Source organism: Rhodanobacter sp. FW106-PBR-R2A-1-15, from assembly GCF_058789735.1.
Genome location: NZ_JBYTEM010000030.1, coordinates 19108 through 37686 on the forward strand (window position 1 = coordinate 19108; position 18579 = coordinate 37686).

Below are 18579 nucleotides of genomic sequence, written 5' to 3' on the forward strand. Positions count from 1 at the left end.
GGTCCCATTCGCTCCCCGCCGCCTCTGTAGATGCCATCGGCACCGCAAATCAATGGAGTCATCGTTCCAATGATCTTTGAAACCATCGCCAACACGGGTCACGAAGAAGTCGTCTTCTGCCACAACAAGGACGCCGGCCTGAAGGCCATCATCGCGATCCACAACACGGTGCTGGGCCCCGCGCTCGGTGGTCTGCGCATGTGGCCGTACAAGACCGAGCAGGAGGCGGTGAACGACGTGCTGCGCCTGTCGCGCGGCATGACCTTCAAGAACGCCGTGGCCGGCCTGAACCTGGGCGGCGGCAAGGCGGTGATCATCGGCGACCCGAGCAAGGACAAGTCCGAGGCGCTGTTCCGCGCATTCGGCCGTTTCGTCAACTCGTTGAACGGCCGCTACATCACCGCCGAGGACGTCGGCATCGACGTCAACGACATGGAATACGTGTTCCGCGAAACCGAGTACGTCACCGGCGTGCACCAGGTGCACGGCGGCTCGGGCGACCCGTCGCCGTTCACCGCCTACGGCTCGCTGCAGGGCCTGATGGCCGCGCTGCAGTTCAAGCACGGCAACGAGGACGTGGGCAAGTACAGCTACGCCGTGCAGGGCGCCGGCCACGTCGGCGGCGAGTTCATCAAGCTGCTGCGCGAACAGGGCGCCAAGGTGTTCGTCACCGACATCAACAAGGAAGCGGTGCAGCGCTGCGTGGACGAGCTGGGCTGCGAGGCGGTGGGCCTGGACGAGATCTACGACGTCGACGCCGACGTGTACTCGCCGTGCGCGCTGGGCGGCACGCTCAACGAGCAGACCATCGACCGCATCAAGGCCAAGATCATCTGCGGCCCCGCCAACAACCAGCTGGCCACCGACGCGATCGGCGACGAATTGAACCGCCGCGGCGTGCTGTACTCACCGGACTACGCGGTGAACGCCGGCGGCGTGATGAACGTGTCGCTGGAGATCGACGGCTACAACCGCGAGCGCGCGATGCGCATGATGCGCACCATCTACTACAACCTGGGCCGCATCTTTGAGATATCCAAGACCGAGAACATCCCGACCTACAAGGCGGCCGACCGCCTGGCCGAGGAGCGCATCAGCGCGATCGGCAAGCTGAAGCTGTCGCACATGGGCAACGGCGGCACCCGCTTCCAGGGCCGCATGCGCGGCCAGTAAGCCACACCGTTGCGGGCATTGCCGGCTTCCGGCCTGCCTGGTTCCATGAAGGCCTGCCGCCACCCGTGCGGCGGGCCTTTGCTTGTGCGGGGCATTAATCGAATAATCAGCTGCGGGAGGGGTGCCAGAGGTGCGCAGGATGATGATCTGGCTGGGATGGGGCTTGTTCGCGCTGGTGCTGCTGGTGATCAGCGGGTTGCTGCTGGCCGACCACCTGACCCCGCGCGCCACCGGCGTGCCCAGCACCGCGTTGCCGCCGCAGCCCACACAGACCCCGATCGACCGCGAGCTGACCCCGTACCTTGCCAGACACCCGGGGGAGACGGCGGCGACCTTGCTGTCCGACGGACTGGACGCGTTCGCTGCGCGCGCGGCGTCCGCGCGCCTGGCCGGGCGCAGCCTCGACCTGCAGTACTACATATGGCACGACGATCTGGTCGGCCATCTGCTGGCGCGCGAGGTGTACGCCGCGGCCGAGCGCGGCGTGCGTGTGCGCCTGTTGCTCGACGACATCAACACCAAGGGACTGGACCCGGCGCTGCTGGCGCTGGACGCGCACCCGAACATCGAGGTGCGGCTGTACAACCCGTTCCGCAACCGCAGCGGCGTGTGGCGATTGCTGGAGATGGTGCACCGCTTCTTCAGCGTCAACCATCGCATGCACAACAAGGCGTGGATCGCCGACGGTCGGGTCGCACTGGTCGGCGGACGCAACATCGGCGACGAATACTTCGACGCCAACCGCAGCGTGAATTTCCGTGATCTGGACATGCTGCTGCTCGGCCCGGCGGTGGCCGACGCCAGCGCGATCTTCGACGATTTCTGGAACTCCAGCGCCGCCGTGCCGATCGAGGCGCTGAACCCGCAGACGCCGGAAAGCCTGCACGCTCTGGTGGCGGCGCTCGCCAGCGAGTGCACCGACGCCGCCGCGCAGGTCTACCTGGACCGGGTCGCCGCCTCGCCCTCGGTGCAGCGCCTGGCCAACCACGACCTGTCGCCGCACTGGAGCACGAACATCGTGGTGGCGTCCGACCCGCCGCTGAAGACGACAACCGCCGATCGCCGCGGCTGGCTGCAGCCGCGGCTGGTCGCCCACCTGGATGACGTGCACAGCGAAGTGCTGCTGATTTCGCCCTACTTCGTTCCCGGCAGGCAAGGCGCGGCGACCCTGCTCGGCCTGGCGCGCGACGGCACCCATGTCGGCGTGATCACCAACTCGCTGGCCGCGAACGACGTGCCGGCCGTGCACAGCGGCTACGAGCGCTATCGCCGGCAGTTGCTGAACGGTGGCGTGAGCCTGTTCGAGATCCGCCGCCATGGCCCGGTCGCCACCCACGGCCTGTTCGGCAGCAGCGGCGCCAGCCTGCACACCAAGGCATTCGTGATCGACGGCGCGCGCGGCTTCGTCGGCTCGTTCAACCTCGACCCGCGCTCGGCCAACCTCAACACCGAGATGGGCGTGCTGTTCGACGACGACGCCCTGGCCCACGACCTGCGCCAGGAATATCTGCGGTTGGCCGCACCGGCGCTGAGCTACCAGCTGCGCCGCGGCGCGGACGGCTCGCCGCAGTGGCTGGACCGCAGCGTGCAGCCGCCCGAGGTGCTCGAACACGAGCCCGACGCCGGCTGGTGGCTGCGCACGGTCACCCGCGCGATCAGCTGGCTGCCGATCGAGTCGCAACTGTAAGAGCGCACCCCGTGCGCGATGCTTTCCGTCACGTGACGAAGAGCATCGCGCACGACCGAAGGAAGTCCCTTGCGGACAAGGTGCGCTCCTACACACAGGCCAAGGATTGCCGCGTGCGCTAAAATCGCCGGTCTGCATTCAAGGAGTCCGCCATGCGTCCGTTTCCGCTCGGAGAAGACATCGACCTGCTGCGCGAGTCCGTGCATGCGTTCGCGGAAAAGGAAATCGCCCCGCGCGCCGACCGCATCGACCGCGACAACCTGTTCCCCGCCGACCTGTGGCGCAAGTTCGGCGAGATGGGCCTGCTCGGGGTGACCGTCCCGGAGACCTACGGCGGCAGCGGCATGGGCTTCCTGGCGCACATGGTGGCGATGGAGGAAATTTCGCGCGCGTCCGGCTCGGTCGGCCTGTCCTACGGCGCGCACTCCAACCTGTGCCTCAACAACATTTTCCACAACGGCAACGAAGTGCAGCGCCGCAAGTACCTGCCGAAACTATGCAGCGGCGAACACGTCGGTGCGCTGGCGATGAGCGAGCCCGGCGCCGGTTCCGACGTAGTCGGCTCGATGAGCTGCAAGGCCGAGCCGCGCGGCGACGTGTGGGTGGCCAACGGCAACAAGATGTGGATCACCAATGGGCCGGATGCCGACGTGCTGCTGGTCTACATGCGCACCGCGCCGCGCCCGGCCGGCAGCCGCTGCATGACCGCCTTCATCGTCGAGAAGGGCATGAAGGGTTTCTCCACCGCGCAGAAACTGGACAAGCTCGGCATGCGCGGCTCCAACACCTGCGAGCTGGTATTCGACAACTGCGAGATCCCGGCCGAGAACATCGTGGGCGAGGTCAACGAAGGCGTGCGCGTGCTGATGAGCGGGCTGGACACCGAACGGCTGGTGCTGTCCGGCGGCCCGATCGGCCTGATGCAGGCGGCGCTCGACATCACCCTGCCCTACGTGCGCGAGCGCAAGCAGTTCAACGCGCCGATCGGCACCTTCGAGATCATGCAGGCCAAGGTCGCCGACATGTACACCGCGCTGCAGAGCTCGCGCGGCTTCGCCTACATGGTGGCGCAGCAGTTCGACAGCGGCGTGAAGTCGCGCATCGACCCGGCCGCCTGCCTGCTCAACGCCTCGGTCAACGCGGTGAAGGTGGCGCTGGAGGCGATCCAGTCGCTGGGCGGCAACGGCTACATCAACGAGTTCCCCGCCGGCCGCCTACTGCGCGACGCCAAGCTGTACGAGATCGGCGCGGGCACCAACGAGATCCGCCGCATGCTGATCGGCCGCGAGCTGTTCCATGGCAAGGCATAAGCAACATGCGCCGACAAAGGCATCGGCGCCGGCACATCGAACCGAGTTCCGCCGCATGCTGATCGGCCGCGAGCTGTTCCATGGCAAGGCATGAGCAACATGCGCCGACAAAGGCATCGGCGCCGGCACATCGAACCGAATTCCGCCGCATGCTGATCGGCCGCGAGCTGTTCCATGGCAAGGCATGATTTCCCCACATCGGATAAGGAAAGGCCCGCACCAGGCGGGCCTTTCGTTTGTGTGCACCGATCTGCTCAGAACGCCCAGCTGAAACTGGCGCTGGCCATCTGCGCCTGCCGGCCCTGGCCCAGGTAACGGTCGTAGCCGAACTGCAGGCTGGCGCGCGGCGTCATCTTCCAGTCCAGCGTGGTGCCGAGCATGCCGCCGTAACGTGACAGGCCGATGCCCCCCACCGGGGCGAACTGGTTGACCCCGCTGAAGCTGGCATCGAATGCCTCGCCGCGCAGGCCGAACGACTGCTGCCACAGCATGCGTCCCTGCATGGCGAGGCTGCCGCCACCGGGCAGCGCCCATTCGCGGGTGACACGCAGACCCGCGCCGGCCTGCCAGCGCGCCGTACTCTGCGCCGCCGATTTCAGGCCAAAGCCGTAGGCGCCCAGCTCGTTGAAACCATCGCGCCGGATCTGCGCGTACTGCAGGTTCATGTACGGGGTGAGCTGCGTGCGGCCCAGGGTGAAGCGGTAACCGCTTTCGCCATAGGCCACGCCGTAGCGGCCATGGACGTCGCTGGCGACCCCGGCGAACTGGTCGCCCAGTTGCAATTGGCGACGCATGGTTTCCCGATAACTGCCGATGCCGAAGCGGCCCATGGCGTACCACGATCCGTGGACCATGCCGCCATACAGCATGCCTTCCAGCGCATGGCTGCGGCCCTGGTCCGCACTTTCGGCCAGCCGCCCCAGGCTCCGGCTCTGGCTCAGCGCATAGCCCGCGACGCCGTTGCTACCGACGCGCAGGTCCTGCCCGACCAGCGCACCGCTGAGGTCGTAGCCGACGTGCCCATAGCCGCTGCGCGACATGCCACCGTGATAGCCAAGGCTCTGCGTCCAGGCACCGGCCTGCGGCGCATCGAGCAGGCGGTCGAAACGGTCGGACAGCGCCCGCGTACCGGCGTCAATCGCCTCGAAGGTCATCGCCGCGCTGGCCGCATGCAACTGGCCGGAAAGGCTTTCCAGCGAACGCTGCATGACCTCGGTGGAAACGGCATGTTGCAGGTTCGCGGCACCCTCGACAAAGCCCGTGCCGACCGATGTTCCGCTGGCGACGCCCTGCAACTGGCTGTTGATCTGCTGGAACGCGCTCTGCGTGCGCAGCGCGGCGCCGAAGCTGGCGGCGGTGTACGGCAGGCCCTGGATCTGGCTCAGGTTTACCTGCTGCACGTTGAGCCAGGCATTGCTGGCGTCGTAGCTCAGCGTCGCGGTCAGCGCCACGCCGGGAGCCATGTTCAGCGCCGAGAAGGTGCCCGTGAGGCCAGCGTTGGCCGTCAGCACCGTCGTATGCGAGTTGAGGGTGTAATTGGCATTGGCGCCGTACACGTAAAGGTCGCCGCCGGACAAGGTGGCCGTACCGTTCACGTACAGTTGCGAACCCAGCGACACCGCCATTCGTCCGCTGCCCTGCTGCAGATAGTTGCCACTCAGATGGACGTCGCCCTGGCTCACCACCAGCACACCGGCGTTGGTCACGTTGTTGTAGACCGAGAAGCCGGTGGGATTCAGTTGCGTGGAAGCGGACATCAGCGTGCCCGCCGCGCCAATCTCCACCGGGCTGTGCAACCCCGCCACGGCGAGCGTGCCGCCCTGCACCTGGGTGAGGCCGGTATAGCTGCTTTCGCCGCCCCAGAGGTTGAGCCGGCCCGGCCCCTGCTTGATCAACCCGCCGGCACCGGAGATCGGATTGCCCCAGGTCGAGGTACCGCTGAAATTCACCGTGACGTCGCCCCAGTCGAACCTTGCCGGCCCCTGGACTGCCGCGAACACGTCCAGGGCTCCGTAGCCGAACGTGGGGTCGGGACCGGGCGCACCGAGATCGCGCGCGGTGCCGAGCAGGGTCTGGCGCACCAGGTCGTTGCTGAAATACGGAAAAGCCTGCCACACCAGCGCTGCCGCGCCCGACACCTGCGGTGCCGCGAACGAGGTACCGCTGACAACCCAGTAGGAGGGGTTGGTGGTGCTGGCCGTGGTGTCCTTGTCCAGCACGATCACGTCGCCCGGCGCGGCCAGGCAGTAGTTCATGGTCCGCCCGCAGGCGTTGGAGTAGCTCGCCAGCTGGGTGGGATGGTTGCTGTCCAGCGCCACCGCGACCAGCCAGCCCTTGTCCAGCCCCAGACCCGGTGCCACCGTGGGCAGGCTGGCGATGTCGCTGGGACTGGTGCGTGATTCGTTACCCGCCGCGAACACCACCAGGCCGCCATGCTGCACCACGAACGGCTGGTAGGCTTGGCCAAAGGCCTGGTTGATCGAGGCGTTGGTGGTGTCCCAGTAGATGCCGCCCCAGGAATTGTTCATCACCTGCACGCCGGCATTGATCAGGGCCGGGTTGAGTGTCTGTGCGAAGAAGGCCGCGTCGGCGGCGGTCACCGCGTTGCCCTGGCCGGAGCCGTCGTCCTTCGGCGTCACGTCGCTGATGATGCGTGCCGAGACCAGGCTGGCCCTGGGCGCGATGCCGCCGGGGAATTTGGCGAACCCCGTGCCTGCGGCGATCTCCGACACCCAGGTGCCGTGGCCGACCACATCGTCGATGGCCGTCTTGTTGACCGTGGGGTCGACGTAGATCAATTCCTGCGTGACTCGCCCGGCCACGGTGGGATTGCTGCGCATGATGCCGCTGTCGACCACGCCGATGGTCACGCCGACGCCGGTGTAGCCTAGGCTTTGCGCGCCGCTAGCCCGGGTAATTGAGAGCTGGGCATCCAACGGTGGCTGGGCACTGGGAGGCGGTGACGGTGGTGGCGCCGGCGGCGGGGATGTCGGCACCGCTGGCGGCGGCGTGGGCTTGCTGCCGCCGCCCCCGCCGCAGGCACTCAGCCCAAGTGCCATGGCCACCAGCAGGGCCATTTCGCGACGCCGCCAACCCGAGTCGAGCACTTTCATTCATCCCCCTTGACCACAGTCCGATCTCATGCAGCAACGGCGTGATGGATATGCCGCCGCTTGCCCCCATGCGCATCTTGGCACAACGAAAATCCAATGAAACCGGATGCAAATCCAGACACCGCAAGGACTTGCGGTTGTTTGCCGAGTTTTGCAGCAGGCTGCGATAATTGGTCAGTTGTCTGTCAGGCGTTCGCGCCCCTCAAGTCTTGCAAGCGGAGTTCTCCATGTCGGATGTCAACGTCGTCATCGTCGGTGCCAAGCGCACCGCCATCGGCTCCTTCCTCGGCCAGTTCACCGGCGTGCCTACCCCGAAGCTCGGTGCCACCGCGATTCGCGCGGCGCTGGAGCAGTCGGGCGTGGCTCCCGCCGACGTCAGCGAGGTGATCATGGGCTGCGTGTTGCCCGCCAACCTGGGCCAGGCGCCGGCGCGCCAGGCCTCGCTCGGTGCCGGTCTGCCGACCAGCACCGGCTGCACCACGATCAACAAGGTGTGCGGCTCGGGCATGAAGGCGATCATGCTGGGTCATGACCTGATCAGGGCCGGCTCGGCGGCCGTGGTGGTCGCCGGCGGCATGGAGTCGATGACCAACGCCCCGCACATGGTGCAGGCGCGCACCGGCATCCGCTACGGCGACGGCCAACTGGTCGACCACATGGCCTGGGACGGCCTGACCAACCCCTACGACGGCAAGTCGATGGGCTTGTTCGGCGAACTGTGCGCCGACAAGTACCACTTCACCCGCGAGCAGCAGGATGCGTTCGCCATCGAGTCGGTCAACCGGGCCAAGGCGGCACAGCAGAATGGCGGCTTCGCCGGCGAAATCGTGCCGGTGACGGTGAGCGGCCGCAAGGGCGACGTGGTGGTCGACACCGACGAGCAGCCCGGTCGTTCCGACGTGGCCAAGGTTCCCTCGCTGAAGCCCGCCTTCCGCAAGGAGAACGGCACGATCACCGCCGCCAGCTCGTCCAGTATCTCCGACGGCGCCGCCGCGGTGGTGCTGCTGTCGGCCGACGATGCGAACAAGCGCGGCCTGAAACCGCTGGCGCGCATCGTGGCGCACGCCACCCACTCGCAGGAACCGGAGTGGTTCACCACCGCGCCGGTCAGTGCGATCCAGAAGGTATTGGACAAGGCCGGCTGGAAGGTTGGCGATGTCGACCTGTTCGAGATCAACGAGGCGTTCGCCGTGGTCGCGATGGCCCCGATGAAGGAGCTCGGCATCCCGCACGACAAGCTCAACGTCAACGGCGGCGCCTGCGCGCTCGGGCACCCGATCGGCGCCAGCGGCGCGCGGCTGGTGGTGACCCTGCTGAACGCGCTGAAAACACGCGGCCTCAAGCGCGGTGTCGCCTCACTGTGCATCGGCGGCGGCGAGGCGACGGCGATCGCGGTGGAATGCATTGGCTGATACGCAGCGCATCGCCATGACCGACGCATGATATTCAGATGACGGCCGGATAAATCAGTTTTTAATACGCACTGAAGCTCCACACATAAAGATGTGGCGCGGTCACCGCGAAAGCGCTATTAATACACGGCCAAATGGCATTCCACGGCAAAGGAGATCCACCATGAAGTTTACGCGTACCCTACTCGCCGCCGCGCTCGTCGCGCTGTTGGCGGCATGCAGCAACGGCGCGCAGGATTCCGCGCAAGACGCTCAGAAGTCGGCTGACACCGCGCAGCAGGCTGCTGATACCGCGCAGAAGGCTGCCGAGGCTCCGGCAGCGGCGGCGGCTCCGGCTGCTGCTGAGGCCCCGGCTGCTGCCCCGGCCTCCACCGCTGCCGCTCCGGCCGCAGCTCCAGCGGCAGCTCCGGCCACCACGGCTGCCGCTCCGGCTGCTACTGCAGTCGACGCCGCCGCCAAGGCTGCCGACGCTGCCAAGGACGCCGCCGGCGCCGCCAAGGACGCGGCCGACAAGGCCAAGGACGCCGTGAAGGGGCATTGATCCTTCTCTGGTTTCCTGAAAAAACGGCCGCCTTGCGCGGCCGTTTTTTTTCGTCGACGATTTGCCACTCCATCCGTGATTTTGGTCGCCGGCCCGCGCCCGCTATCATTCGTGGTTCGGCCTTGATGGCAACCACTCCGTGAGCCCGCATCCATGAGCGTCATTGCATCGCAGATTGATCCGCGTTCTGCCGAGTTCCAGGCCAGCAGCAGGCAATTGCGCGCCGTGGCGGACGATTTGCAGCGCGAACTGACGCGCAGCGCGGAAGGTGGCGGAGCGAAGGCGCGCGAAAAGCACGTTGCCCGCGGCAAGTTGCTGCCGCGCGAGCGCATCCGCGCCCTGCTCGATCCCGGTTCGCCATTCCTGGAACTCTCGCCGCTGGCCGCGCACGGCATGTACGACGACGCCGCGCCCGCCGCCGGCATCATCACCGGCATCGGCCGGGTCAACGGCATCGAGGTGGTGGTGGTCGCCAACGATGCCACGGTCAAGGGCGGCACCTACTTCCCGATGACGGTGAAGAAACACCTGCGCGCGCAGGAAGTGGCGCTGGAAAACAACCTGCCCTGCATCTACCTGGTCGACTCCGGCGGCGCCTTCCTGCCGCTGCAGGACGAGGTGTTCCCGGACAAGGAACATTTCGGGCGGATCTTCTACAACCAGGCGCGGATGTCCGCGCTCAACATCCCGCAGATCGCCGTGGTGATGGGCAGCTGCACCGCCGGTGGCGCCTACGTGCCGGCGATGAGCGACGAAACGATCATCGTGCGCGAGCAGGGCACCATCTTCCTCGGTGGACCGCCGCTGGTGAAGGCCGCCACCGGCGAGGTGGTGGATGCCGAGACGCTGGGCGGCGCGGACGTCCATACGTCTGTCTCCGGCGTGGCCGACCACTACGCCGAGAACGACGCGCACGCGCTGTCGATCGCACGCGACATCGTCGGTCACCTGAACCGCAGGAAGGGCATGCCGCTGGCGCTGCGCGCACCGGTCGAGCCGAAATATCCGGCCGAGGAACTCTACGGCGTGATCCCGCAGGACACCCGCCGCCCGTTCGACATCCGCGAGGTGATCGCGCGCGTCGTCGATGGCTCCGAGTTCCACGAGTTCAAGGCGCGCTACGGCAAGACCCTGGTGTGCGGCTTCGCGCACATTCACGGCTACCCGGTGGGTATCGTCGCCAACAACGGCATCCTGTTCGCCGAAAGCGCACTGAAGGGCGCGCACTTCATCGAGCTGTGCAACCAGCGCAACGTGCCACTGGTGTTCCTGCAGAACATCACCGGCTTCATGGTCGGCAGAAAGTACGAACAGGCGGGTATCGCCAAGGACGGCGCCAAGATGGTCACCGCCGTGGCCTGCTCGCACGTGCCGAAGTTCACTGTGGTGATCGGCGGCAGCTTCGGCGCCGGCAACTATGCCATGTGCGGCCGCGCCTACGGCGCCCGCTTCCTGTGGATGTGGCCGAACGCGCGCATCTCGGTGATGGGTGGTGAGCAGGCCGCCAGCGTACTGGCCACGGTGAAGCGCGACGGCATCGAGGCGCGCGGCGGCGAGTGGTCGGCGGCCGAGGAGGCTGCCTTCAAGGCGCCTATCCGCGAGCAATACGAGCGCCAGGGCCACCCCTACTACGCCAGCGCACGGCTGTGGGACGACGGCATCATCGACCCGGTGGACACCCGCCGCGTGCTCGGCCTGGCGATCTCCGCCTCGCTCAACGCGCCGATCGAGCCGCAGCGCTACGGCGTGTTCCGCATGTGAGCGTCCGCTCCGTACGCAACGATCCCGCGGGGATGCACGGCAATGATTCGTGGCAGCCGCGCCGGCGGAACGGCGGCGCAGCGGGATGAGCCTCGCGCGGCCGTCTCGTCAGCCGACCGGATGCGTGATCGCCCTGCCGTCCGCGGTCTGGGTTGAGGGTTGGCGCTTGGCGAATCGCGCACCCATCCACAGCAAGACCAGGGTCAGCCCGTAGAACACCAGCTGCATGCCGGCCGGCTGCGCGTCGTAACCGACCAGGATGTGGGCGGTCTGGCCCGGTACCGAGCCATTGCCGAGCAGCCACGAGCTGTCCCACAGCTGGTTGCCCCAGGCCGGCAACAGGTCGGCCTGGATCAGGTAGCGCGCGGCCGTCGAGGCCAGTCCCGCCGCCAGCAGCACCAGCATGCCGTTGGTGACGCCGAAGAAGTGCCGCATCGGGATGCGCAGCAGGCCCGCGTACAGCGCGAACCCCAGCGCCGCACCAGCCGCCGTACCGATCGCCAGGCCGGTCCACAGGTGACCGGCACCGCCGGCGCGCATGCCGTACAGGAACAGCACCACCTCGGAGCCCTCGCGTAGCACCGCCAGCGCCACCACCGCCAGCAGCAGCCCCAGCGAACTGGCGCCACTGTGCACCGCGCTGCCCAGCTCGCGCATCTGCCGGCTCAGTTCGCGGCCATGGCTGGACATCCACAGCACGTGCCAGCCGATCATCAACACCGCGGCCAGCAGCACGATGGCATTGAACAGTTCCTGCCCGGCACCGCTGAATGCCGAGGCCAGCAGGTCGGCCGACAGCGCCACCAGTACGGCACCGAACACTCCCAGCGCGATCCCGCCGCCGATGAACCAGCCACGCCGCATCACGCCGCGGGTGGCAGCCGCCACCACGCTGACGATCAGCGCCGCCTCCAGCACTTCACGAAACACCAGCAAGGCTACGGCTCCCATGGCGCTACTCCACCACCAACGTGCCCTGCGCGGTGGGCTGGTGGAAGTCGCCATAGAAGCGATAGTGCCCGCGCTTGAGCGGGCCGATGAACAAGCTGGTGCGGCTGTTCGGCATCACGATCTTCTCCGCGGGAAAGTCGTCGCTTTCGAACTCCTCCGGCGAGGCGTCCTGGTTGACCAGATCCAGCCTGACCCGGGTATCCGCCGGAATGCGCAGTTCGCTCGGCTGGTAGCGGTGGTCCTTCAGGGTCAGCGTGTAGCTGGGAACATCCGCCGCGCTAGCCAGCAGCGGCAGCGACATGGCGAACACGAACGGCAACAGGCGCTGCATGCAAAGCTCCCATATCGAGGATGACTGATTGATAGTCATTATCATTCATTGGTGCATGGTACTCCATCGCCCGGCATGACGCCAAGTGGGCGGTCAACCAAGCCACACCATGGCGAGACAGGCAAAAACCGCTCCGACTGGATCTGACGGCATGGCGGCGTGCCGCCGGCGGCGGGCTCAGCCTTGCGGTGCCTCGCCGCGCAGGCGCACGTCGTTCGGCAGCATGTTGATGCGTTCCACGCTGGCTTCGCGCAGCGACTCGAAGAAGCGCTGCACCTGCTGACACACTGCCATGGTGCCCTCGCGCGCGATCGCCGAAACCAGGAACCACGGCTGGGTCCAGCCCAGCTCGGCGATGATCTTCTCCGCCACGGTTTGGCGCTCATCCGCTGGCAGCACGTCGGCCTTGTTCAGCACCAGCCAGCGCGGGCGCTCCAGCAGTTCCGGATTGAATTTCTGCAGCTCCTGCTCGATCGCGCGCACCTGTCCGGCCACGTCGGAACCGTCGATCGGCGCGATGTCGACGATGTGCAGCAGCAGGCTGGTGCGCGCCACGTGGCGCAGGAACTGGATGCCCAGCCCGGCACCTTCGGCAGCACCCTCGATCAGGCCGGGGATGTCGGCGATCACAAAGCTCTGGTCGGTGCCCAGGCTGACCACGCCCAGGTTCGGATGCAGTGTGGTGAACGGGTAGTCCGCCACCCGCGGCGTCGCCGCCGATACCGCGCGGATGAAGGTGGACTTGCCGGCGTTGGGAAAGCCGAGCAGGCCGACGTCGGCCAGCAGGCGCAACTCCAGCTTCAGCTCGCGCACGTCGCCCGGCGTGCCCGGTGTGGCCTTGCGCGGTGCCCGGTTCACCGAGCTCTTGAAGTGGATGTTGCCCAGCCCGCCCTTGCCGCCCTGCGCCACCAGCATGCGCTGGCCGTGGGCGGTGAGGTCACCGATCACCTCGTCGGTGTCGACATTGGTGACCATCGTCCCCACCGGCACGCGGATCGTGGTGTCCTCGCCGCCCTTGCCGTACATCTGGCTACCCATGCCGTTCTCGCCGCGCTGTGCCTTGAAGCTGCGCTGGTGGCGAAAGTCGATCAGGGTGTTCAGGCCTTCATCGGCGACCAGCCACACCGAGCCGCCGCTGCCGCCGTCGCCGCCGTCGGGGCCGCCGAAGGGAATGAACTTCTCGCGGCGGAAGCTGATGCAGCCATTGCCGCCGTCACCGGCCTGGACTCGGATTTGCGCTTCGTCGACGAATTTCATTGGAGAGCCGGGATTTGGGATTCGAGATACGGGATTCGGGAGAGCGGCTTGTCGCCGACATGGTACGGGAGGCGGGGCGTTTCGGCTTTTACGAATCCCGAATCCCCAATCCCGAATCCCGGGCAAAAAACAAAAGCCCCGCCGGAGCGGGGCCTTTGCTGCCGCGTCGGGTGGAATCAGCCTTGCACGACGCTGACGAAGCGGCGGTTCTTGGCGCCGCTGACCTTGAATTCGACCTTGCCGTCGACCAGCGCGAACAGCGTGTGGTCACGGCCGAGGCCCACGCCGGTACCCGGGTGGAACTGGGTGCCGCGCTGGCGCACGATGATGTTGCCGGCCTCAATGGCCTGGCCACCGTAGATCTTCACGCCGAGGTACTTCGGGTTCGAATCGCGACCATTGCGGGTGGAACCACCTGCCTTCTTGTGTGCCATGACTTTCTACTCCGGCTGAATCAGGCGTTGATGCCCGTGATCTCGATTTCGGTGAAATGCTGACGATGGCCCTGCTGACGCTTGTAGTGCTTGCGGCGGCGGAACTTGATGATGCGGATCTTGTCGGCGCGGCCGTGCTTGCGCACGGTGGCGCTGACGGTGGCGCCCGCGACGACCGGCGCACCGACGGTGACCGACTCGCCGGAACCGACCAGCAGTACCTGGTCGAAGCTCACGGTGGCGCCTTCATCGGCGGTCAACAGCTCCACGCGCAGCACGTCGCCCTGCTGCACACGGTACTGCTTGCCACCGGTCTTGATGACTGCATAACTCATGGAAATGCCCTTCTGTCGTTATTCTCTTGGGTATTTCGCCCCGAACTGGCCGGAACGAACGCGGGAGTATAACGAGACCACGGGCTGCTGGTCAATTCCTGACCAGTCGGCTAGGACTGGGCCGACGCCGCAGACTTTGCCGGAGCCGGCACCGCCGCCGGCCTGGACTTGGGCTTGGCTGCCGGTTTGTGATGGTGAACGGGCTTGTGCCGGACGTGCTTCTTCACCGGCCGGGTCGCCGGCTTGGTCTCGCTCTCGGCAGCCTCCGGCGCGGCCGGACAGCGCCCCTGCGCGTCGAGGCTGCCCTTCTTCTGCAACTCCTGCAGCATCGTGCGGGTGCGCTCCTGCCCCCATTGCTGGCCCACCTGGGTCGCCTCGGCCATGGCCGCCGGCATTTCGGTCAGCACCTTCTGGCCCAGCGGCGAGCGGTAGAACTTGAGCAATCCTTCGATTTCCTCGCCGCTGAAATGGCGCTGGAACACCGGCACCATGCGCTGCGCCACGGCGGTGGCGCCGTCGCCATCGACGAACCCCTGCCAGTACTCCGCCGGCACGCAGGGAAGTTTCTGCCGCATCTGCGCCGCCATCTGCGTGTTCATCTGGCCGAGGGTCTGCTCCACCCGCATCACCTTGAACAGGTCGCGCACCTGCTGCTCGCTGGGCGCCACCGCAGCGGCGCCCCCGCAGAAGACGAGCAGCCACAACAGGGCGCCGATCCGGATCCAGGTGTGCATGGGCGGTGGTCTCCGACTGAGCGACCACGCGGCCGCGAAACCGTGCATTAGGCCATACGTCGCGCCCGATCGGAACTTTCCGGCTGAAGCGGCAATAACTGACCTGCCCAGGTTGGTATAGTGCGCGTTCCCCCCCATATCCGGCGTCCATGGACACCATTCGCATCCGCGGCGCACGCACGCACAACCTCAAGAACATCGACCTCGACCTACCCCGCGACCAGTTGATCGTCATCACCGGCCTGTCCGGTTCCGGCAAATCCTCGCTGGCCTTCGACACCATCTACGCCGAGGGCCAGCGCCGCTACGTGGAATCACTGTCGTCCTACGCACGGCAGTTCCTGTCGATGATGGAGAAGCCCGACGTCGACCACATCGAAGGCCTGTCGCCGGCGATCTCGATCGAGCAAAAATCCACCTCGCACAACCCGCGCTCCACCGTCGGCACCATCACCGAGGTGTACGACTACCTGCGCCTGCTGTACGCCCGCGTCGGCACGCCGCGCTGCCCCGACCACGGCACGCCGCTGGAGGCGCAGACGGTGAGTCAGATGGTCGACGCCACCCTGGCGCTGGATCCGGAGCAGCGCTACATGCTGCTGGCGCCAGTGATCCGCGAGCGCAAGGGCGAGCACGTGCAGGTGTTCGAGCAGCTGCGTGCGCAGGGCTTCGTGCGCACCCGCGTCGACGGCGCGGTGTACGACCTGGATGCGGTACCGCCGCTGGGGCTGCGCATCAAGCACACGATCGAGGTGGTGGTGGATCGCTTCCGCCCGCGCGAGGACATCAAGCAGCGCCTGGCCGAATCGTTCGAGACCGCGCTGCGCCTGGGCGACGGACTGGTGATCCTGGCCAACATGGACGTGCCAGGCGCGCCCGAACAGATGCTGTCCTCGCGCTACTCCTGCCCGGTCTGCGACTACTCGCTGCCGGAGCTGGAGCCGCGGCTGTTCTCGTTCAATTCGCCGATCGGCGCCTGCCCGGCCTGCGACGGCCTGGGCGTGACCCAGGTGTTCGACCCGGCGCGCGTGGTCGGCCACCCGGAGCTGTCGCTGGCCAGCGGCGCGGTGCGCGGCTGGGACCGGCGCAACGCGCACTACTTCCAGCTGATCCTGTCGCTGGCCGCGCACTACGGCTTCGACGTGGACACGCCCTGGAACAAGCTCCCTGCAGACGTCCAGAAGGCCATCCTGTACGGCAGCGGCAAGGACCGGATCGCGTTCCGCTACATCACCGAGCGCGGCGGCAAGGTCACCCGCGAGCATGCATTCGAGGGCATCCTGCCGAACCTGGAGCGGCGCTACAAGGAAACCGAGTCCGCCGCCGTGCGTGAGGAACTGGCCAAGTACATCAGCGACCAGCCCTGTCCTGCCTGCGAAGGTCAGCGGCTGAACCGCTCGGCGCGCAACGTGTTCGTCGCCGACCACGCGCTGCCCGCGCTCACCCACCGCTCGATCGACGACGCACTGGCGTTCTTCGAGGAACTGAAACTCACCGGCTGGCGCGGCGAGATCGCGGTGAAGATCGTCAAGGAGATCCGCGAGCGGCTTACCTTCCTCAATGACGTGGGCCTGAACTACCTCACCCTGGACCGCCAGGCCGACTCGCTCTCCGGCGGCGAGGCGCAGCGCATCCGCCTCGCCTCGCAGATCGGCGCCGGCCTGGTCGGCGTGATGTACGTGCTGGACGAGCCGTCGATCGGCCTGCACCAGCGCGACAACGAGCGCCTGCTCGGCACGCTGACCCGCCTGCGCGACCTCGGCAACACGGTGATCGTGGTCGAGCACGACGAGGAGGCGATCCGCATGGCCGACCACGTGCTCGACATCGGCCCCGGCGCCGGCGTGCACGGCGGCGAGGTCGTGGCGCAGGGCACGGTGCAGGACATGCTCGACTCGCCGCGCTCGGTCACCGGCCAGTTCCTCTCCGGCGTGCGCGCGATCGAGGTGCCGAAGGAGCGTCGCCAGCCGATCGACGACGACTCGTGGCTGCGCCTGAACGGCGCCAGCGGCAACAACCTGAAGAACGTCGACCTGGCGATTCCCGCCGGGCTGTTCACCTGCGTCACCGGCGTGTCCGGCTCAGGCAAGTCGACGCTGGTCAACGACACCCTGTTCCGGCTCGCTGCCGCCGAACTCAACGGCGCCGGTACGCAAGCAGCTCCGTACCAATCGGTGCAAGGCCTGCAGCTGTTCGACAAGGTGGTCGACATCGACCAGTCGCCGATCGGCCGCACGCCACGCTCCAATCCGGCCACCTACACCGGCCTGTTCACCCCGTTGCGTGAAATGTTCGCGCAGGTGCCGGAAGCGCGCGCACGCGGCTACACGCCGGGGCGCTTCAGCTTCAACGTACGCGGCGGCCGCTGCGAGGCGTGCGAGGGCGACGGCATGCTCAAGGTGGAGATGCACTTCCTGCCCGACGTCTACGTGCCCTGCGACGTCTGCCACGGCAAGCGCTACAACCGCGAGACGCTGGAAGTCCTGTACAAGGGCCACACCATTGCCGACGTGCTCGACATGACGGTGGAGGACGCGCTGAAGCTGTTCGAGAACGTGCCGACCATCGCGCGCAAGCTCGACACGCTGCGCGCCGTCGGCCTCGATTACATCAAGCTGGGGCAGAGCGCGACCACGCTGTCCGGCGGCGAGGCGCAGCGCGTGAAGCTGTCCAAGGAGCTGTCCAAGCGCGACACCGGCAACACCTTGTACATCCTCGACGAGCCCACCACCGGCTTGCACTTCCACGACATCGAGCAGTTGCTCGACGTGCTGCACCAGCTGGTCGACCAGGGCAACACCGTGGTGGTGATCGAGCACAACCTGGACGTGATCAAGACCGCCGACTGGGTCGTCGACCTCGGCCCCGAGGGCGGCGCCGGCGGCGGCCGCATCCTGGTTGCCGGTACGCCGGAGACCGTGGCCGCCACTGCCGAATCGCACACCGGCCATTTCCTTGCGCCGCACCTGAGGCCCGCCAAGCCGAAGAAGCCGGACGCCGTCACGCGGATCAAGGCGGCCACCAAGCACATTGCCTCAGCCGACAAGTACAAGCCGATGCGCGGCAGGAAGAAATCGTCATGAGCCCCACCAAGACCGCCGCCACCGCCGGCGCGGGCGAACCGAATGCCGAGGCCGGCCAGCTGCTGCACGTCGCCTCGCTCAGCGTGCGCTGGCGTGACCTCGACGCGTTCAACCACGTCAACAACTCCAGCTACCTCACCTACCTGGAAGAGGCGCGGCTGCAGTGGCTGAGCCACGTGCCCGGGCCGTGGTTCGACGAGCATGCGATGCCGGTGATGGCCGCCAGCCAGGTCAACTACCGCCACCCCATCGCCTGGCCCGCGCAACTGCAGGTGCAGCTGTTCTGCGAGCGCATGGGCAACAGCTCGATGACGATCGCGCACCGGGTAATCGATGCCGAACGCCCCGACCAGCTGTACTGCGACGGCCACGTGGTGATGGTGTGGACGGACCCGGCCAGCGGCAAGCCGGTGCCGGTGCCCGAGGCGATCCGCAGCGCCGTGGGATAACCCGCCCA

General features: G+C 67.0%; 15 protein-coding genes. 8 read left to right on the forward strand and 7 right to left on the reverse strand.

What is annotated here, in order from left to right; genetic code table 11:
* Nucleotides 1–69 precede the first annotated feature (69 nt).
* The 3 genes from AC3WTD_RS14485 (at nt 70) to AC3WTD_RS14495 (ending at nt 4170) form a co-directional block, all read left to right on the forward strand.
* The gene (locus AC3WTD_RS14485; RefSeq protein WP_027491204.1) at nt 70–1173 is read left to right on the forward strand and encodes a Glu/Leu/Phe/Val dehydrogenase dimerization domain-containing protein; all 1104 of its coding nucleotides are present in this window, start codon (nt 70–72) and stop codon (nt 1171–1173) included.
* 139 nt (nt 1174–1312) lie between these two features.
* Nucleotides 1313–2860 (forward strand): phospholipase D family protein, encoded by a 1548-nt coding sequence (locus AC3WTD_RS14490; RefSeq protein ID WP_492614204.1) that lies wholly within the window; start codon nt 1313–1315, stop codon nt 2858–2860.
* A gap of 152 nt (nt 2861–3012) precedes the next feature.
* On the forward strand, nt 3013–4170 hold the full coding sequence (locus AC3WTD_RS14495; RefSeq protein ID WP_492614205.1) for an isovaleryl-CoA dehydrogenase: 1158 nt from the start codon (nt 3013–3015) through the stop codon (nt 4168–4170).
* A 254-nt stretch (nt 4171–4424) separates the two neighbouring features.
* Here AC3WTD_RS14495 and AC3WTD_RS14500 read toward each other — a convergent pair whose 3' ends face one another.
* Complete coding sequence (locus AC3WTD_RS14500; protein WP_492614206.1) at nt 4425–7283, reverse strand: S8 family serine peptidase; 2859 nt, start codon at nt 7281–7283, stop codon at nt 4425–4427.
* Nucleotides 7284–7510: 227 nt separating this feature from the next.
* Here AC3WTD_RS14500 and AC3WTD_RS14505 point away from each other — a divergent pair, with 227 nt between their 5' ends.
* From AC3WTD_RS14505 to AC3WTD_RS14515, 3 genes are all read left to right on the forward strand, one after another.
* On the forward strand, nt 7511–8695 hold the full coding sequence (locus tag AC3WTD_RS14505) for an acetyl-CoA C-acyltransferase (RefSeq protein WP_027491319.1): 1185 nt from the start codon (nt 7511–7513) through the stop codon (nt 8693–8695).
* A 163-nt stretch (nt 8696–8858) separates the two neighbouring features.
* Nucleotides 8859–9236, forward strand: a complete 378-nt coding sequence (locus AC3WTD_RS14510) for a hypothetical protein (protein ID WP_492614207.1) — start codon at nt 8859–8861, stop codon at nt 9234–9236.
* 153 nt (nt 9237–9389) lie between these two features.
* Entirely contained in the window at nt 9390–10997 is a 1608-nt protein-coding gene (locus AC3WTD_RS14515) for a carboxyl transferase domain-containing protein (protein ID WP_027491317.1), read from the forward strand.
* 108 nt (nt 10998–11105) lie between these two features.
* On the opposite strand, the gene AC3WTD_RS14520 is transcribed toward AC3WTD_RS14515, so the two are convergent.
* The 6 genes from AC3WTD_RS14520 to AC3WTD_RS14545 all read right to left on the reverse strand — a co-directional run bounded on the left by AC3WTD_RS14520 (nt 11106) and on the right by AC3WTD_RS14545 (nt 15039).
* Nucleotides 11106–11948 carry an FTR1 family iron permease gene (locus AC3WTD_RS14520; RefSeq protein WP_492614208.1) on the reverse strand — a complete coding sequence of 281 codons (843 nt, stop codon included), beginning with the start codon at nt 11946–11948 and terminating at the stop codon, nt 11106–11108.
* Between the two features lie 4 nt (nt 11949–11952).
* Nucleotides 11953–12279: a cupredoxin domain-containing protein gene (locus AC3WTD_RS14525; protein ID WP_027491315.1), complete on the reverse strand. Its 327-nt coding sequence runs from the start codon at nt 12277–12279 to the stop codon at nt 11953–11955.
* A gap of 177 nt (nt 12280–12456) precedes the next feature.
* A complete protein-coding gene (gene cgtA / locus AC3WTD_RS14530; RefSeq protein ID WP_492614209.1) occupies nt 12457–13536 on the reverse strand; it encodes an Obg family GTPase CgtA in 1080 nt (359 codons plus the stop codon).
* Between the two features lie 176 nt (nt 13537–13712).
* On the reverse strand, nt 13713–13970 hold the full coding sequence (gene rpmA, locus AC3WTD_RS14535) for a 50S ribosomal protein L27 (RefSeq protein ID WP_492614210.1): 258 nt from the start codon (nt 13968–13970) through the stop codon (nt 13713–13715).
* A gap of 20 nt (nt 13971–13990) precedes the next feature.
* Nucleotides 13991–14305, reverse strand: coding sequence for a 50S ribosomal protein L21 (rplU, locus tag AC3WTD_RS14540; protein ID WP_068095677.1), 315 nt, complete (start codon nt 14303–14305; stop codon nt 13991–13993).
* A 110-nt stretch (nt 14306–14415) separates the two neighbouring features.
* Entirely contained in the window at nt 14416–15039 is a 624-nt protein-coding gene (locus AC3WTD_RS14545; protein ID WP_492614211.1) for a DUF2059 domain-containing protein, read from the reverse strand.
* Between the two features lie 149 nt (nt 15040–15188).
* On the opposite strand from AC3WTD_RS14545, the gene uvrA reads away from it, so the two are divergent.
* Complete coding sequence (gene uvrA / locus AC3WTD_RS14550; RefSeq protein WP_492614212.1) at nt 15189–18122, forward strand: excinuclease ABC subunit UvrA; 2934 nt, start codon at nt 15189–15191, stop codon at nt 18120–18122.
* Nucleotides 18119–18571: an acyl-CoA thioesterase gene (locus AC3WTD_RS14555; RefSeq protein ID WP_492614213.1), complete on the forward strand. Its 453-nt coding sequence runs from the start codon at nt 18119–18121 to the stop codon at nt 18569–18571. Before uvrA ends, AC3WTD_RS14555 begins: the two co-directional genes overlap by 4 nt.
* Nucleotides 18572–18579: the final 8 nt, after the last annotated feature.

Coding starts and splice junctions, on each gene's coding strand:
- uvrA (WP_492614212.1), top strand. CDS start 15,189: ATGGACACCATTCGCATCCGCGGCGCACGCACGCACAACCTCAAGAAC.
- AC3WTD_RS14485 (WP_027491204.1), top strand. CDS start 70: ATGATCTTTGAAACCATCGCCAACACGGGTCACGAAGAAGTCGTCTTC.
- AC3WTD_RS14495 (WP_492614205.1), top strand. CDS start 3,013: ATGCGTCCGTTTCCGCTCGGAGAAGACATCGACCTGCTGCGCGAGTCC.
- AC3WTD_RS14500 (WP_492614206.1), bottom strand. CDS start 7,283: ATGAAAGTGCTCGACTCGGGTTGGCGGCGTCGCGAAATGGCCCTGCTG.
- AC3WTD_RS14515 (WP_027491317.1), top strand. CDS start 9,390: ATGAGCGTCATTGCATCGCAGATTGATCCGCGTTCTGCCGAGTTCCAG.
- AC3WTD_RS14525 (WP_027491315.1), bottom strand. CDS start 12,279: ATGCAGCGCCTGTTGCCGTTCGTGTTCGCCATGTCGCTGCCGCTGCTG.
- AC3WTD_RS14505 (WP_027491319.1), top strand. CDS start 7,511: ATGTCGGATGTCAACGTCGTCATCGTCGGTGCCAAGCGCACCGCCATC.
- AC3WTD_RS14555 (WP_492614213.1), top strand. CDS start 18,119: ATGAGCCCCACCAAGACCGCCGCCACCGCCGGCGCGGGCGAACCGAAT.
- AC3WTD_RS14510 (WP_492614207.1), top strand. CDS start 8,859: ATGAAGTTTACGCGTACCCTACTCGCCGCCGCGCTCGTCGCGCTGTTG.
- rplU (WP_068095677.1), bottom strand. CDS start 14,305: ATGAGTTATGCAGTCATCAAGACCGGTGGCAAGCAGTACCGTGTGCAG.
- AC3WTD_RS14520 (WP_492614208.1), bottom strand. CDS start 11,948: ATGGGAGCCGTAGCCTTGCTGGTGTTTCGTGAAGTGCTGGAGGCGGCG.
- AC3WTD_RS14490 (WP_492614204.1), top strand. CDS start 1,313: ATGATGATCTGGCTGGGATGGGGCTTGTTCGCGCTGGTGCTGCTGGTG.
- rpmA (WP_492614210.1), bottom strand. CDS start 13,970: ATGGCACACAAGAAGGCAGGTGGTTCCACCCGCAATGGTCGCGATTCG.
- AC3WTD_RS14545 (WP_492614211.1), bottom strand. CDS start 15,039: ATGCACACCTGGATCCGGATCGGCGCCCTGTTGTGGCTGCTCGTCTTC.
- cgtA (WP_492614209.1), bottom strand. CDS start 13,536: ATGAAATTCGTCGACGAAGCGCAAATCCGAGTCCAGGCCGGTGACGGC.